Genomic DNA, 15,519 nt, shown 5'->3' with positions numbered 1-15,519 from the left:
AAAAACTCAGATAACGACGACACCCTCGGCGATGCCGATTGCCCGCAGGTCGCGGTACCAGCGCTCGACCGGGTGTTCCTTGGTGTAGCCGTGACCGCCGAGCAGCTGCACGCCATCCAGGCCGATCTGCATGCCCTTGTCGGCGCCCAGGCGCTTGGCCAGCGCCGCTTCCCGGGCGAACGGCAGGCCCTGTTCGGCCCGCGCCGCGCCGCGCCAGGTGATCATCCTCAGGCCGTCAAGTTCGATGGCGATGTTGGCGCACATGAACGCCACCGACTGCCGATGGGCGATCGGCTCGCCGAACGCCTCGCGCTCTTTGACATAGGGGACGACGTAGTCGAGCACCGCGTGCGAGGTGCCAACCGCCAGCGCCGCCCAACCCAGCCGGGACAACGCGATCGCCTCGGAATAGTCGGCGTCGCTGGCGTCATCCTCGCCGAGGCGGGCGCTCAACGGCACCGACACCTTGTCCAACTCGACCTGACCGATCGCGGCGGCGCGGATGCCCATGCTGGGGTCGGGCTTGACGGTCAGGCCCTGCGTCGACGACTCGACGATGAACATCGTTGGCTTGCCGTTCAATTGTGCTGCGACGACGAACAATTCGGCGTTGGCGGCCGCCGGCACCAACGACTTCACCCCGTCCAGGCGATAGCCACTCGGGGTACGCACGGCAGTGGTCTTCAGGGCCGTCGGGTCGAACAACGGTTGCGGCTCGGCGATCGCCACGCAGGCCTGCGGAACGTTGTCGCCGGCGAATTCCTTGAGGTAGGTGGCCTGCTGGTCGGCGCTGCCCCAATGGGTGAGTGCTGCTGCCACGCCGGCGGGCGCGAGTATCGGCAGCGCCAAACCCATGTCGCCGTACGCGAGCGCCTCGGCCACCAGCACGTTGGTCACGCTGGAGCGCTGTTCGGCGATGCCCTCGAAGTCTTCCGGCACGTTGACTGCGGTGATGCCCAGCTCTGCCGCCTTCGCGATCAGGTCCGGGGGATAGGTGGTGGCTTCGTCGGCGTCGTGCGCGGCGGGCCGCAGCACTTCTTCGGCGAACTCTTCGACGGTTTCGACGATCAGCTTCTGGTCGTCGTCGGGCGTCAGGTCGAAGTAGTCTTTGCCGCTGGCCTTGAGCCGGGTTGGCCCGCCGCGCAGACCCTGAACTTTCTTGAACTGCCGGTTGGTGGCGCCCGCGGCGGAGAACATTGTCTTGACGCCGTAGCGCAACGTCTTGTTCAGCGGATCACGCAGGTGGTACTTGTCCAGGAAGTCCTGGCCGACGATCGGGGTGAGTAGCGCCAGGCTGATGTCGATCCCGGTTCGCTTGTGTTTGTGCTCGCCGACGGCGGTCTTGCGGCCGGTTCGCTTGGGACGCCCGTTGGTGGCGGTGTTGGTCATGTCAGCAGCCTTTTGATTGAGCACGGTCATTGGGCCAATGCGGTACCGCTGATCTTACTCCGGAGTAAGATAGAAGGCGCCTGTTAAATACTTCACATCTGGGAGAGGCTGGTCAGCAGCGGCAACCGCCGCTGCCCCCAATGCCCGACCGGCCCGTCGTACACACCAGCCAACTGGAAACCGCACCCGCGGCATCGGCCGTCGTCGCTCAACGCGTAACGCCGCATCGCGTACCAATCGCGAACCACGACCGCCGATCCGCACCCCGGGCACACCGTGGTCCCGCCGTCGGGGTCGTGAACGTTGCCGGTGTAGACGTAGCGCAGACCTTCCCCGATGCCGATCCGCCGCGCCCTGCTCAGGGTCGAAGGCGGCGTCGGCGGGGTATCGGTCATCTTGTAGTCCGGGTGGAACGCGGTGAAGTGGACCGGGACGTCGACGCCCAGGTTCTCGGCGATCCAGGCGCACTCCGCGGCGATCTCGGTGTCGCTGTCGTTGTATCCCGGGATCAGCAGCGTGGTGATCTCCACCCACACGTCTGTTTCGCGGCACAGGTAGGCCAGCGTGTCCAGCACGTCGGCGAGGTGCCCGACGCACACCTTGCGGTAGAAGTCTTCGGTGAACGCCTTGAGGTCGACGTTGGCGGCGTCGATGTGGCGGTAGAACTCCGCGCGCGGTTCGGCACACATGTAGCCCGCGGTCACCGCGATGGCCTTGATGCCCCGCTGGTGGCAGGCGTCGGCGACGTCTGCGGCGTATTCCCAGAAGATGGTCGGGTCGTTGTAGGTGAAAGCCACACTGCGGCAACCTAATTCGTCGGCTACCCGGGCGATGTCGACCGGCGTGGCGCGGCTGGCCAGTGTGTCGGTCTCGCGGGACTTGGAGATGTCCCAGTTTTGGCAGAACTTGCAGGCGAGGTTGCACCCCGCGGTGCCGAACGACAACACGGCCGAGCCGGGCAGGAAGTGGTTGAGCGGCTTCTTCTCGACCGGATCGACGCAAAACCCGCTGGAGCGGCCGTAACTGGTCAACACGATTTGGTCGTCGAAGCGGCCGCGCACGAAGCACAGCCCGCGCTGACGCTCGTGCAGCTTGCAGGCCCGCGGACACACGTCGCACTGAATCCGGCCGTCGCCGAGGCGATGCCAGTGCTGCGTCGGGATCGTGAACGGATCGGTCATCGCCAAAGCTCCCGACGCTCAGGCTACGCCCGCAGTCGGTCCAGCACCTGCTCGTGCAACAGGCCGTTGGTGGCCACCGCGGTGCCGCCGTGCGGGCCGGCCGTGCCGTCGAGGCTGGTGAACGTCCCGCCCGCCTCGCGCACCAGGACGTCGAGCGCGGCCAGGTCCCACACCGACACCTCCGGTTCCGCAGCGACGTCGACAGCGCCCTCGGCAACAAGGCAATACGACCAGAAGTCGCCGTAGGCGCGCACCCGCCACACGCCGTCGGTCAGTGCGACGAAGCGGTCGCGCAGCCCCAGATCTGCCCACCCGGACAGGCTGGAAAACGACAGGCTGGCCGCGCTCAACTCCGCCACCGAGGACACCGACAGGCGTCGCGGCGTGGAGTCGCCGACCGTCGCGAACGCGCCCGCGCCGCTGGCCGCCCACCACCGCCGCTGCAGCGCCGGGGCGCTGATCACCCCGACGCGCGGGACGCCGTCGTCGAGCAGCGCGATCAGGCTGGCCCACACCGGTACGCCGCGCACAAAATTCTTGGTGCCGTCGATCGGGTCGACAACCCACTGCCTTCCGCTGAAAGTCGTTGAGCCGCCGAACTCTTCGCCGACAATGCTGTCACCGGGGCGGTCGTGGGCCAGCGCAGAACGCAGCTCGGTTTCGACGGCCCGGTCCGCGTCGGTCACCGGTGTGAGGTCTGGTTTGGTGTCGACCTGCAGGTCCAGCGCGCCGAACCGCGCCAAGGTCACCGCGTCGGCACGGTCGGCCAGCGCCAGCGCCACCGCGAGATCGTCGGGGCGCGTCATGGTGGTAGTCCTACCATGGCCAGGTGGGCTGGGACATCGGTGCGCTTCTTTTGCTGGTCGGGGCGGTGCTGGTGCTCTTGGCGCCCAGGCTTCGCCAACGACGCGCCGCCGACGCGGTCAGCGGCACACTGCTGGTGACCGGCGTCAGCCCGCGGCCTGATGCCACGGGCGAGCAGTTCGTCACGATCACCGGCGTGATCAACGGGCCCACCGTCAACGAGCACCCCGTCTATCAGCGCATGGCCGTCAACGTCGACGACTGGCCGACTATGGGTCAGCTGCTGCCGGTGGTGTACTCGCAGAAGAATCCGGACAACTGGAGCTTTGCGCCTCCGGACGCCTGAGCGTGGTCGCCAGATGGTGCAGCATCGCGACAAACGTGACGACCCACGCCGCCAGCGCGATCCAGCTTTCGTCGGCGCCGATGTATTCCACGATCGGCAGGCGGTCGGCCTTACCCAGGTAGTCGCCGCCCACCCCGTACATGCCCAGCGGGAACACCACGCTCCACAGCGGCGCCTCGTAGCGCAGCGGGATGCGATGCACCACGTGCTTCCAGATGCCGGCGCCGATCAGCGGCGGGATCAGCCAGGTTCCGAAGGCCCAGAACACCACCGACATTCCGGCGATCAGGCCGCTGGTGGCGTCGACCATGGGCGCGTGCGCCATCTCCACGATCCGGGCGCCGGCGACCACGGTGATCGCGGTGGCGCCCATCGACACCCACAGCGGCGGGGTGAGGTCCTCGGGTCGCAGCCCGTACAGCAGCATGCGCGCGCCGACGAAGATGCCGGCGGCACCGTAGAGAAACACTCCGACCGACCAGCACAGCACCGCCAGCAATGCCAGTTCGCGCCGCCCGGTTTCCAGTTCGGGCTCCAGCGCGGCCGCGAGCACCGCGACCGACTCACTGGCCACCACCCAGATGAACCAGGTGCCGTTGGCGTGCTGCAGCACCGGCCGGTGCGTGGTGCGCAACACCGCGGCCCAGGGCACCACATAGCCCAGAACCAGCCAGGCCAGCGAGCCGACCAGCAACAGCACCAACGCAATCCGGTAATGCGTGTCGACGGCCAGCCGGGTACCCAGCACGTCGGCGGCGGCGACGAAGGTGAAGGACCCGAACGCGCGTCGAGGGTCGCGCAGGTCTGCGGCGAAGTCGGCGCGGAAAACGACGATCCGTGCCGCGGTGACAACCACCAGGACGGCGAACGCGATGAAGCCCAGCCACAGCAACACCACCGACAGGGCGTACATGCCGTGGTTGTGCATCCCGATCGACACGATGCCGGTGGCCATCACCAGCGCGAAATAGCCGGGATGCAGCGTTCGTACCGCTTCGCCGATGCCGGTTGCCCGGTCGGTCTCAGTAAGGGACACCAATCTTTCGCCACTTCCGCCCGCCGGTGCCCGGCTCTTCCGGGGGCCTCGCGACGCGGCTGCGGATGACAATATAGGGCCGCCACAGGTACCACAGCGGATAGCTCCACGCGTGTACCAGCCGGCTGAACGGCCAGACGATGAAGATCGCCCACGACGCGACGGCGTGCACCTGGTAGAGCCACGGTGCGCTTGTGATCGCCTTGACGTCGGGGTGGAAGGCGAACAGGCTGCGGAACCAGACGCCGACGGTGTTGCGGTACTCGTAGTGCGAGGTGTCCTCGATGCCCAGGGTCAGGAAAATGCCCAGCAGCACGATGATTCCGAGCAGGATCAGCGCGAGGTAGTCGACGGCGCTGGTGGTGGCGCGCACGCGGGGGATGGCGGTGCGGCGAAACGTCAGGATGCCGGCGCCGATGAGGATGCCGACCGCGGCGGTCGACCCGGCGACGGCGGAGAAATCCTGGTACCAGGTTTCGGGGATGCCGAGCCAGTCGGTGAACTCTTTGGGCACCAGGATGCCCAGGATGTGTCCCGCGATCGCGGCGAAGGTCGCGTAGTGAAACAGCGGCGAGCCCCATTTGAGCAGCCGGCGCTCCTGCAGTTGCGTGGAGCGGCTGGTCCAGCCGAACTGGTCGTACTGCCAGCGCCAGATATGGCCGACGACGAAGACGACGAGCGCGATGTAGGGCAGGATCACCCACCACCAGATGTTCCACGTGGTCATCGTTGCCATTGAGCGCTCCCACTTGCGGCTCCGTAGCCGGACAGATATTCGGGCGGGGCGAACGGCTCGAGCCCGACGTCCTCGCGGGGCGGGCCGGACTCCCATGCGGCCCGCACCTGCTCCAGCTCGCGCTTGCCGAGGCCGGGCAGGTCGGCGATCACCGCGGCCACCACGTCGGCGTAGGGCGACTCGGCCTTGGTCAGGTTGCGCCGCAACAACTCCAGATCGGCGCGGTGTCCGGTCAGCAGCCGCTGGCCGCGGGGACACAGCGCAGCGAAGTCGAGCACCATCGGCAGGTAGTCGGGCAGCTCGTCGTCGCATGGAACGAAACCGGCGTCGCGGTAAGCGGTTTTGAAGATCACCATCGCCATGCCGCGCTTGCGGGTGTCGCCATAGCGGTAGTAGGTCAGGTACAGCGTGCAGCGCCGGTGCAGATCGAACGTCTGCACGTAGTGCTGCGCCACTTCGTTGGGCGGTGTGGCGCGCAGCCAGCCGAGGAACCTGCCGAACGATTCCCGCGCCGGCTTCGGCGTGGTGCCGGCGGCGAACTTCTCGAGCGCGTCGAGCCCGTCGAACAACGCCGCCGTCGGGTATTGCAGCAGCACCGAGGCCAGCTTCATCGTCTGGGTGTTCATGGGAACATCCTCGAATCGCGGTCCCGGCCATTCCAATTCAGCAAGTTGAGGCGACCGGTCTTGGGCGGACCGTAGCCGCCCATGCCCGGCCCGCCATCGGTGTCGAGGCTGCAGAACAGCTGCTCGTGCTGGCCCATCAGCTTGCCGGCCTCTTCGGTGTGGGCAGGCGGAATCACGTAGCGCTCTTCGTATTTCGCGATGGCCAGCAACCGGTACAGGTCGGCGAGATCGTCGGTGGTGGCGCCGACCGAGGCGGGCAGGTTCTCGTCGACGTCGAGGCCGAGCTGCCCGGCGCGTTGAATCGCCCGCACCGCAGCCAGTTTGCGCAATACCGTGCGCACTACCTCGGCGTCGCCGGCGGTGAACAGGTTGGCCAGGTATTCGATCGGGATGCGCAGCGCGTCGATCGTGGCGAACACGTTGTCGGGATTGTCGTCGTAGCCGGCGGCATTGACCACGTCGGCCACTGGCGACAGCGGCGGGATGTACCACACCATCGGCAGGGTGCGGAATTCCGGGTGCAGCGGCAGCGCAACCTTGTGCCGCACCGCCAGCTCGTAGACAGGGGAGCGCTGCGCGGCCTGAATCCAGTCGTGCGGGATTCCGGCCCGGGCCGCCTCGGCCTGCACGGTCGGGTCATTCGGGTCCAGGAACACGCCGAGCTGGGCCTCGTAGAGGTCGCCGACGTCGGGTGTGGCGGCCGCGTTCAGCACCTTGTCGGCGTCGTAGAGGAACAGACCGAGATAGCGCAGGCGGCCCACGCACGTTTCCGAGCAGACCGTCGGCATGCCCTGCTCGACGCGGGGGTAGCAGAACGTGCACTTTTCCGCCTTGCCGGTGCGGTGGTTGAAATACACCTTCTTGTAAGGACATCCGGACACGCAGAAGCGCCAGCCGCGGCAGCGGTCCTGGTCGACCAGCACGATGCCGTCCTCGGCGCGCTTGTACATCGCCCCCGACGGACACGACGCCACACAGGACGGGTTGAGACAGTGCTCGCAGATGCGGGGCAGGTAGAACATGAACACCTGCTCGAACTCCATCTTCACCCGGTCCTCGAGCCCGGCCAGGTTCGGATCATCGACCGCGAGTTCCGGCGCGCCGGCCAAGTCGTCGTCGAAATTGCTGCCCCACTTGACCGGCATATCCCGCCCCGTCAGCGAGGAGATCGAATGCGCGGTCGGGTTGTGCGAGCCCAGCGGCGCGTCGATGACGGTCTGGTAGTCGTAGGTCCACGGATCGCCGTAGTCGTCGATGCTGGGCAGGTCCGGGTTGTAGAAGATCGACAGCAGCTTGCGCAGCCGCCCGCCGGCCTTGAGCTGCAGGCGGCCCTTGCGGTCCAGCGTCCAGCCGCCGTGCCACTGCTCCTGGTCTTCGTAGCGTTTGGGATAGCCGATTCCCGGCTTGGTTTCGACGTTGTTGAAGTAGACGTACTCGGTTCCGGGCCGGTTGGTCCACACCTGCTTGCAGGTGACCGTGCAGGTGTGGCAGCCGATGCACTTGTCGAGGTTCATCACCATCGCCACGTGTGCCATCACTCGCATCAGTACTGCACCTCCTGCGAGCGGCGGCGGATGACGGTGATCTCGTCGCGCTGGTTGCCGGTGGGGCCGTAATAGTTGAAGCCGAACGACATCTGGGCATAGCCGCCGATCATGTGCGTCGGCTTGATCGCCAACCGGGTCAGCGAATTGTCGCCGCCGCCATGCCATCCCGACACCTCCGACTTCGGGGTCATCAGGTGCCGGTCCATGGCGTGGTACATGAAGACCGTGCCTTTGGGCATCCGGTGGGTGACGACGGCCCGGCAGGCCACCACGCCGTTGCGGTTGTAGGCCTCGATCCAGTCGTTGTCTTTGACGCCGATGGTGGCGGCGTCCTCGGGGCTCATCCAGATCACCGGCCCGCCGCGGAACAGCCGCAGCATGTGCAGGTTGTCCTGATACTCCGAGTGAATCGACCACTTGGAGTGCGGGGTGAGGTAGCGCACGGTGATGTCCGGTCGGCCTTGCTCACCCAGTTCCTGGTTGCCGAAATGCCGGGGATAGTTCAGCGGCGGCCGATACACCGGCAGCCATTCGCCGTATTCGGCGATCCAGTCGTGGTCGAGGAAGAAATGCATCCGCCCGGTCAGCGTGTGCCAGGGCTTGCGGCGTTCGACGTTGACGACGAACGGCGAGTAGCGGCGCCCGCCGGTCTCGCTGCCCGACCACTCCGGTGAGGTCATCACCGAGCGCGGCTGGATCTGGGTGTCCTCGAACGTGATGTGCTCACCGGCACGCTCCTCGGCCAGGTCCGCCAGACGCATGCCGGTGCGCTCCTCAAGCGCCTGCCAGCCCTGCAGCGCGACCGCGCCGTTCGTGGTGCCCGACAACGCCAGAATGGCCTCGGCCATATGCACGTCGCGCGCCAGCGACGGCCGTCCGTCGGTCACGCCGCCGTGTGCGGTGCCGTTCTTGCGGGCCAGAAAGTCCACGGCCGCAACCGGTTTCCAGGCCACCCCCTTGACTTGAGTGCCGGCCGTCTCGACCAGCGGACCCAGCGCGGCCATCTTTTCGGCGACCGCGCCGTAGTCGCGCTCGACCGTCACCAGCTTCGGCATCGTCTTGCCGGGCAGCGGCTCGCATTCGCCGTAGCGCCAGTCGCGCACCACTCCGCCGGGCTGGGCCATCTCGTCGGCGGTGTCGTGCAGCAGCGGCGCGGCGATCACGTCGGTGCGGGTGCCCAGGTGTTTGGCGGCCAGCCGGGAGAAGTCACGGGCGATGGTGGCAAACGCGTCGAAGTCGGTGCGGGCCTCCCACGGCGGGGGGATGGCCGGGTTGAACGAATGCACGAACGGGTGCATGTCGGTCGTGGAGATGTCGTACTTCTCGTACCAGGTGGCCGCCGGCAACACGATGTCGGAATACGTGCAAGTGCTGGTCATCCGGAAGTCGATGGCCACGGCCAAATCCAGCTTGCCGCAAGGTGCTTCGTCGCGCCAACGCACCTCGGCCGGCCGCAGCGCGCTGGGCGTCTCGTCGGCTCGCACGGCATTCTCCGCGCCGAGCAGGTGCTTCATGAAGTACTCCATGCCCTTGCCCGAGGACCCCAGCAGGTTGGCCCGCCACACCGTGAGCACGCGCGGGAAGTTCACGGGATTGTCCGGATCCTCGCCAGCGAAATGCAAACGGCCGCTTTGCAGTTCGTCGACCACATAGTCGCCGATGCTCTTGCCGGCTTCTTCGGCCGCGTCGGCCAGTTCCAGGGTGTTGCGATCGAAGGTCGGAAACGTCGGCGTCCACCCCAGCCGGGACGCCTGCGCCAGCGCGTCGACCATCGCCTTGCCACGGAACAGGCCGCGGCCCAGTGGGGTTGATAGTTCGGCGGCGCCGAACTGCTCATAGCGCCACTGGTCGGTGTGCAGGTAGAAGAACGACGTGCCGGTCATCTGCCGGGTGGGCCGTTGCCAGTCCAGCGCGAATGCGACCTGCTGCCAGCCGGTGAGCGGGCGTACCTTCTCCTGCCCGACGTAGTGCGCCCAGCCGCCGCCGTTGACGCCCTGGCAGCCGCACAGCATGGTCAGCGTGAAGAAGGTGCGGTAGATCTGGTCGGAGTGGAACCAGTGGTTGGTTCCCGCGCCCATTGCGATCATCGACCGCCCCTTGGAAAGCTCTGCGCTCCGGGCGAATTCGCGTGCCACCCGCGCGGCTGCGGCGGCGGGCACCGAGGTGATCGCCTCCTGCCATGCCGGTGTGTACGGTTGCGACGCGTCGTCGTAGCCGGTGGGCCACTCACCCGGCAGCCCGTCGCGGCGCACCGCGTAGTGGGCCATCAGCAGGTCGAACACCGTCGTCACCAGCTTCTCGCCCAGCCGCATGACTGGAACACCGCGGCGGATCGCGGTGCCGCCCTCGGTGTCGCCAATGTCGAAGCGGGGCAAGTCGATTGCGACCGCCTCGGCGCCATGGCCGTGCAGGGTCAGCACCGGGTCGACGTCGCCGAGGTCGAGGTTCCACTTGCCCCTGCCGGCGTCGGTGTAGTGGTCGGCCAGCGTGCCGTTGGGCACGACGGGTTCTCCCGTCTTGGCGTCCAGCAGCACGGTCTGGTGGACGGCGCGCTCGTCGGCATGGCCGAGATCGGCAGCGGTGAGGAACCGGTCGGGCACGTAGGCGTCGCCGTGTTCGCGCAGGGTCACCAGGAACGGCAGGTCGGTGTAGGTCTTCACGTACTGCTGGAAATAGGGCACCTGGCGGTCGCGGAAGAACTCCGAGAGCACGACGTGGCCCATTGCCATCGCGAGCGCGCCGTCGGCGCCGGGCGCGCAGGCGAGCCAGTCGTCGGCGAACTTGGTGTGGTCGGAGTAGTCGGGGCTGACGACGACGACCTTCTGCCCGCGGTAGCGGGCCTCCACCATGAAGTGCGCGTCGGGGGTGCGGGTGATCGGCAGGTTGGTGCCCCAGATGATCAGGTAGGCGGCGTTCCACCAGTCACCGGACTCCGGCACGTCGGTCTGGTCGCCGTAGACCTGCGGCGAGGCCAGCGGCATGTCCGCGTACCAGTCGTAGAACGACAGGATCGTGCCGCCGATCATCGACAGGAACCGGGTGCCCGCCGCGTAGGAGACTTGGGACATCGCCGGAATCGGCGAAAAGCCCACTACCCGGTCCGGGCCGTAGGTCTTGATCGTGTGCACGTGGGCGGCCGCGATCAGCTCGCTCACTTCTTGCCACGTCGCGCGCAGGAACCCGCCCTTGCCGCGATTCTGCTTGTACCGGGCGGTCCGTTGCGGGTCGGACGTGATCTCCGCCCACGCCTCGACCGGATCGGCAAGGCGCGCACGGGTTTCCCGCCACATCTGAAGCAGCGGCTCCCGGACGTAGGGGAACTTCACCCGCGACGGCGAATAGGTGTACCAGGAAAACGACGCGCCCCGCGGGCAGCCGCGCGGCTCGTACTCGGGACTGTCCGGGCCGACCGATGGGTAGTCGGTGGCCTGGGTCTCCCAGGCGATGATGCCTTCCTTGACGAACACCTTCCACGAGCAGGAGCCGGTGCAGTTCACGCCGTGCGTCGAGCGCACTTCTTTGCCGTGCCGCCAGCGCTCGCGGTAGAACTCCTCGGCGCCGCGACCGCCCCGCCGGTGCACTTCGCGATGGTCAGGAGTGGGTGTGCCGGCGGTGAAGTACTGCGCCTTGCGCAGCAGCGATTCGACGGGTTCGCCGCCAGGCAGCAGCGGTGCCAGCAAGGCGCGTGGCGACTGCTCGGCGGTGGCGGCGTCGACACGCTCATCACCGGGCGACGGTTGAGTCCTGACGTCTGCCGTGTCAACCACGCGCCTGTGCTCCTAGCCCGACCCGGGACGATGGATTACACCTACGCCTCCCCGTCCGTGATACCACCGGACGGCCCCCTGTGCTGGCAGGATCGCCGATTGCGCGTCTTAACCGTGACTGATGCGCAACAGCTCGGCCAGGCTGGGCAGCTTCACCCGCGGCCGCCCGTGCGGCTCGCCGGCCGAGCGCTCGTACTCGTCGATCAGCTTCCAGTGCGCATCGGTGACGAGTTTCGGCTGCCGCGACGCCAGCCACTCGGCGAGCTTGTCGGCGTGGTCGGCACCGAAATCGGCGAGGCTGGCCCGCGACAGGTCGTCGAGCAGGGTGTCGACGGTGTCCTGGGAGTCCTTTTTGTTGGTGCCGATCACCCCGGTCGGACCGCGCTTGATCCAGCCGACGACGTATTCGTTGCGGCTGCCGTCCACCCGGCCGTCGGTGTTGGGAATCGTTCCGCTGCGCTCGTCGAACGGCAGCCCCGGCGTCGGCACGCCGCGATAGCCGACGGAGCGGACCACCAGCTGGACCGGCAGCTCCTCGCGCGCGCCGGTGTCCTTGGCCACCACCCGCCCGCTGTCGTCGGTGACCAACTCGTTGCGCCCGAGCACAATCCGCTCGACCTTGCCGTCGCCCTTGATCTCGATCGGAGAGGTGAAAAACCGGAAGACAAGTCGGCGGTGACCCGGGCGGGGCTCGCGGCTCGCATAGTCCCGCAACGCTTGGATGTTTTGCTTGCACGTCTTGCCCACCGCGGCCGCGTCCTCGTCGCTGATGCCCTCGAGGTCTGCTGGATCGACCACCACGTCGACGCCTTGCAATGCGGCCAGAGTGCCCAGCTCACGCAGTTCCAGCGTGGTGAAAGCAGTCTGCAGCGGACCGCGCCGGCCGATGATCACGACTTCCTCGACGCCACGCGGGCGTAGCGATTCCAGCGCATGGTCGGCGATGTCGGTGCGGGCCAGCTCGTCGGGGTCGCTCACCAGAATGCGGGCCACATCGAGGGCGACGTTGCCGTTGCCGATGACGACCGCGCGCGCACCGGACAGATCGGGGCTGATCTGCTCGAAGTGGGGGTGGGCGTTGTACCAGCCGACGAAGTCGACGGCGGCGATGCTGCCCGGCAGGTCCTCGCCGGGAATGTTCAGCGACCGGTCCGACTGCGCGCCGACGGCGTAGATCACCGCGTCATAGTGCTCGGCGAGCTCTGCTGCTTCTATGTGCTCGCCCACCACTACGTTGCCGAAGAACCGGAAGCGGGGATCGTCGGCGGTCTTTTCGAACTGCTTGCTGATCGACTTGATCTTGGGGTGATCGGGTGCAACGCCCGAGCGCACCAGCCCCCACGGCGTAGGCAGCATCTCGAGCATGTCCACGGCGACGTCGAGCTGGTCCGACGCGTCGGCGGCCTTCAACAGTGATGCCGCGGCGAAGAAGCCCGACGGGCCGGAGCCGACGATCGCGACGTGGTAGGGGCGCATACACCCCGATGCTAAACGGCTACTACCGCGTAGGCCCGCAGAGTGCCAGGGCCGGTAACGTGAGCAGCTGTGGAACCCGACCGTCAGGCCGACATCGCTGCCCTTGACTCCACCCTGACCACGGTGGAGCGGGTGCTCGACGTCGAGGGTCTGCGCAGTCGCATCGAGAAGCTCGAACACGAGGCCTCCGACCCGCACCTATGGGACGACCAGTCCCGGGCGCAGAAGGTGACCAGCGAGCTCTCCCACACCCAGGGCGAGTTGCGGCGTGTCGAAGAGCTGCGCCGTCGGCTCGACGATCTGCCGGTGCTCTACGAGCTGGCCGCCGAGGAGGGCAGCGCGGACGAGCTGGCCGAGGCCGACGCCGAACTCAAATCGCTGCGCGCCGACATCGAGGCCATGGAGGTCCGCACCCTGCTGTCCGGCGAATACGACGAGCGCGAGGCGCTGGTCACCATCCGCTCCGGCGCCGGCGGGGTGGACGCCGCCGACTGGGCCGAGATGCTGATGCGGATGTACATCCGCTGGGCCGAGCAGCACAACTATCCCGTCGAGGTGTTCGACACCTCCTATGCCGAGGAAGCCGGGATCAAAAGCGCGACCTTCGCCGTGCACGCCCCCTTCGCCTACGGCACGCTGTCCGTCGAGCAGGGCACCCATCGGCTGGTGCGGATCAGCCCGTTCGACAACCAGAGCCGACGCCAGACGTCGTTCGCCGAGGTCGAGGTGCTTCCGGTGGTGGAGACCACCGACCACATCGACATTCCCGAGGGCGACGTGCGGGTGGATGTGTACCGCTCCAGCGGACCCGGGGGACAGTCGGTGAACACCACCGACTCGGCGGTGCGGCTGACCCACATCCCGACCGGGATCGTCGTGACGTGTCAGAACGAAAAGTCGCAGCTGCAGAACAAGGTGGCGGCGATGCGGGTTCTTCAGGCAAAGTTGTTGGAGCGTAAGCGCTTAGAAGAACGCGCGGAGCTCGACGCCTTGAAGGGTGACGGCGGCAGCTCCTGGGGTAACCAGATGCGGTCCTACGTACTGCACCCGTACCAGATGGTCAAGGACCTGCGCACCGACTACGAGGTGGGCAATCCGACGGCCGTGCTGGACGGCGACATCGACGGATTCCTGGAGGCAGGGATCCGGTGGCGCAATAGGCGAGATGACGACTGATCCAAGGCTTTTCGCGACAGTGGCGGCCCAGCCGTGGCATGACATCTGGCGCGGCGACATCCGCCAATGGATTCTCACCAGTGGCCTGCGCATCGTCTTGCTGCTGATCGGCGCGGTGCTGGCGGCCCGGTTCGTCAATTGGCTGGCCCGAAAGGTGACCGAGCGCCTCGACGTGGGCTTCGCCGAAAGCGACGCGCTGGTGCGGTCGGAGGCCACCAAACACCGGCAGGCGGTGGCGTCGGTGATCTCGTGGGTGTCGGTCGTCCTCATTGCGATCGCGGTGGTCGTCCAGCTGGCCGACATCCTCAACATTTCGGTGAAAGGTCTGGTGGCGCCCGCGACGGTGGTGGGGGCCGCGCTGGGTTTCGGCGCCCAGCAGCTAGTCAAGGATCTGCTGTCCGGATTCTTCATCATCGCCGAAAAGCAGTACGGCTTCGGCGATCTGGTGGAGCTGACCATCCTGGGGTCGCCGACCGACGCCGCCGGCACCGTCGAGAACGTCACGCTGCGGGTGACCAAGCTGCGCTCGCCGGACGGCGAAGTGTTCACCGTGCCCAACGGCCAGATCGTCAAATCGGTGAACCTGTCCAAGGACTGGGCGCGCGCCGTCGTCGATATCCCGGTATCCACCACGTCCGACCTGAACCTGGTCAACGACGTGCTGCGCCAGGAGTGCGAGCACGCCCGTGACGACGAGGTGCTGGGGGAGTTGCTGCTCGACGCCCCCACGGTGATGGGCGTGGAGAGCATCGAGGTCGACACGGTCACGCTGCGGTTGGTGGCCCGCACGCTGCCCGGCAAGCAATTCCAGGCGTGCCGCGAGCTGCGCGTGCTGGTTGTGCGGGCACTGGCTCGCGCCGGCATCGTCACCGCGGTCGACACGCGGCCGACGGTCGGCGCGATCGCCAGCACCGCCGAACAAGAGACGCAGGAACCGACCAAGTGAAGTTCTTTTCCCTCGACCGATTGAAAAAGATCGGCCAGGACGCCGAGCGCGGCTGGCCGGGCTACTTGTTCGGCGGTCATGTGCGCACGTCCACGGTGGTGCTTGTCGTCGCGTTCGTGGCGGTGTGGTGGGTCTACGACACCAACAAGCACGCCACCCAGTCGTCGACCCCGACCCAGGTGCCCGCCACGCAGGTGGTGCCGCCCGGCTACGTGCCCGACCCCAACTACACCTGGGTGCCGCGCAGCAGACTGCAGCAGCCGCCCACCCGGACGTGGACCCCGACGACCACCACGACCACAACGACGACCACCACACCACCGACTACGACGACGACCACGACCACACCGCCGCCGCCGTTCCAGCTGCCGGTGCTGCCGCCGCCGTTCGGCCCGGGAACCACGACAACGTCGACGCCGCCGCCACCGCCGCCAGGTCCGGCGCCGGCGCCGCCTCCCCCGTAGCGTGGTCGGCCTTTTCGAAACGCAC

At 67.3% G+C, this 15,519-nt stretch carries 13 protein-coding genes; 4 read left to right on the top strand and 9 right to left on the bottom strand.

Features of this window, described 5'->3' with window-relative positions; all coding sequences use genetic code 11:
* Window positions 1–6 precede the first annotated feature (6 nt).
* The 3 genes from G6N47_RS00600 to hisN all read right to left on the bottom strand — a co-directional run bounded on the left by G6N47_RS00600 (window position 7) and on the right by hisN (window position 3,376).
* Window positions 7–1,389 (bottom strand): acyl-CoA dehydrogenase family protein, encoded by a 1,383-nt coding sequence (locus G6N47_RS00600; RefSeq protein WP_083130451.1) that lies wholly within the window; start codon window positions 1,387–1,389, stop codon window positions 7–9.
* Between the two features lie 92 nt (window positions 1,390–1,481).
* Window positions 1,482–2,570 carry an AmmeMemoRadiSam system radical SAM enzyme gene (gene amrS / locus G6N47_RS00595; RefSeq protein ID WP_083129725.1) on the bottom strand — a complete coding sequence of 363 codons (1,089 nt, stop codon included), beginning with the start codon at window positions 2,568–2,570 and terminating at the stop codon, window positions 1,482–1,484.
* A gap of 23 nt (window positions 2,571–2,593) precedes the next feature.
* Complete coding sequence (hisN, locus tag G6N47_RS00590) at window positions 2,594–3,376, bottom strand: histidinol-phosphatase (protein WP_083129724.1); 783 nt, start codon at window positions 3,374–3,376, stop codon at window positions 2,594–2,596.
* Window positions 3,377–3,399: 23 nt separating this feature from the next.
* Between hisN and G6N47_RS00585 the strand changes: the two genes are divergently transcribed.
* Complete coding sequence (locus tag G6N47_RS00585) at window positions 3,400–3,720, top strand: hypothetical protein (protein ID WP_083129723.1); 321 nt, start codon at window positions 3,400–3,402, stop codon at window positions 3,718–3,720.
* Here the strand turns inward: G6N47_RS00585 and G6N47_RS00580 are convergent.
* The 6 genes from G6N47_RS00580 to G6N47_RS00555 form a co-directional block, all read right to left on the bottom strand.
* The gene (locus G6N47_RS00580) at window positions 3,644–4,756 is read right to left on the bottom strand and encodes a tellurite resistance/C4-dicarboxylate transporter family protein (RefSeq protein ID WP_264007069.1); all 1,113 of its coding nucleotides are present in this window, start codon (window positions 4,754–4,756) and stop codon (window positions 3,644–3,646) included. The genes G6N47_RS00585 and G6N47_RS00580 overlap by 77 nt on opposite strands.
* Complete coding sequence (gene narI, locus G6N47_RS00575; protein ID WP_232080086.1) at window positions 4,743–5,492, bottom strand: respiratory nitrate reductase subunit gamma; 750 nt, start codon at window positions 5,490–5,492, stop codon at window positions 4,743–4,745. The genes G6N47_RS00580 and narI overlap by 14 nt, the downstream gene beginning before the upstream one ends.
* Entirely contained in the window at window positions 5,480–6,118 is a 639-nt protein-coding gene (gene narJ / locus G6N47_RS00570; protein WP_083129721.1) for a nitrate reductase molybdenum cofactor assembly chaperone, read from the bottom strand. Before narJ ends, narI begins: the two co-directional genes overlap by 13 nt.
* Window positions 6,115–7,662 carry a nitrate reductase subunit beta gene (gene narH, locus G6N47_RS00565; RefSeq protein WP_083129720.1) on the bottom strand — a complete coding sequence of 516 codons (1,548 nt, stop codon included), beginning with the start codon at window positions 7,660–7,662 and terminating at the stop codon, window positions 6,115–6,117. Before narH ends, narJ begins: the two co-directional genes overlap by 4 nt.
* On the bottom strand, window positions 7,662–11,342 hold the full coding sequence (locus G6N47_RS00560; RefSeq protein ID WP_083130449.1) for a nitrate reductase subunit alpha: 3,681 nt from the start codon (window positions 11,340–11,342) through the stop codon (window positions 7,662–7,664). The genes narH and G6N47_RS00560 overlap by 1 nt, the downstream gene beginning before the upstream one ends.
* A gap of 198 nt (window positions 11,343–11,540) precedes the next feature.
* Window positions 11,541–12,908 carry an FAD-dependent oxidoreductase gene (locus G6N47_RS00555; RefSeq protein WP_083129719.1) on the bottom strand — a complete coding sequence of 456 codons (1,368 nt, stop codon included), beginning with the start codon at window positions 12,906–12,908 and terminating at the stop codon, window positions 11,541–11,543.
* Between the two features lie 69 nt (window positions 12,909–12,977).
* Between G6N47_RS00555 and prfB the strand changes: the two genes are divergently transcribed.
* Genes prfB through G6N47_RS00540 form a run of 3 tightly spaced genes read left to right on the top strand, consistent with a single transcriptional unit; the run spans window position 12,978 to window position 15,494 of the window.
* Window positions 12,978–14,084, top strand: coding sequence for a peptide chain release factor 2 (gene prfB / locus G6N47_RS00550; RefSeq protein WP_083129718.1), 1,107 nt, complete (start codon window positions 12,978–12,980; stop codon window positions 14,082–14,084).
* Window positions 14,074–15,030: a mechanosensitive ion channel family protein gene (locus G6N47_RS00545; protein WP_083129717.1), complete on the top strand. Its 957-nt coding sequence runs from the start codon at window positions 14,074–14,076 to the stop codon at window positions 15,028–15,030. The genes prfB and G6N47_RS00545 overlap by 11 nt, the downstream gene beginning before the upstream one ends.
* Window positions 15,027–15,494, top strand: coding sequence for a hypothetical protein (locus tag G6N47_RS00540; RefSeq protein WP_083129716.1), 468 nt, complete (start codon window positions 15,027–15,029; stop codon window positions 15,492–15,494). Before G6N47_RS00545 ends, G6N47_RS00540 begins: the two co-directional genes overlap by 4 nt.
* Window positions 15,495–15,519 lie beyond the last annotated feature (25 nt).

The sequence above is a fragment of the Mycobacterium branderi genome (genome assembly GCF_010728725.1).
GTDB lineage: Bacteria > Actinomycetota > Actinomycetes > Mycobacteriales > Mycobacteriaceae > Mycobacterium > Mycobacterium branderi.
Note: the sequence above shows the minus strand (reverse complement) of the source record. Positions and strands in the feature narration are given on the sequence as shown.

Bases quoted from the DNA above. Each gene is read 5' to 3' on its own strand.
- narI (WP_232080086.1), bottom strand. From the start codon at position 5,492: ATGGCAACGATGACCACGTGGAACATCTGGTGGTGGGTGATCCTGCCC.
- G6N47_RS00555 (WP_083129719.1), bottom strand. From the start codon at position 12,908: ATGCGCCCCTACCACGTCGCGATCGTCGGCTCCGGCCCGTCGGGCTTC.
- amrS (WP_083129725.1), bottom strand. From the start codon at position 2,570: ATGACCGATCCGTTCACGATCCCGACGCAGCACTGGCATCGCCTCGGC.
- G6N47_RS00600 (WP_083130451.1), bottom strand. From the start codon at position 1,389: ATGACCAACACCGCCACCAACGGGCGTCCCAAGCGAACCGGCCGCAAG.
- hisN (WP_083129724.1), bottom strand. From the start codon at position 3,376: ATGACGCGCCCCGACGATCTCGCGGTGGCGCTGGCGCTGGCCGACCGT.
- G6N47_RS00545 (WP_083129717.1), top strand. From the start codon at position 14,074: ATGACGACTGATCCAAGGCTTTTCGCGACAGTGGCGGCCCAGCCGTGG.
- narJ (WP_083129721.1), bottom strand. From the start codon at position 6,118: ATGAACACCCAGACGATGAAGCTGGCCTCGGTGCTGCTGCAATACCCG.
- narH (WP_083129720.1), bottom strand. From the start codon at position 7,662: ATGCGAGTGATGGCACACGTGGCGATGGTGATGAACCTCGACAAGTGC.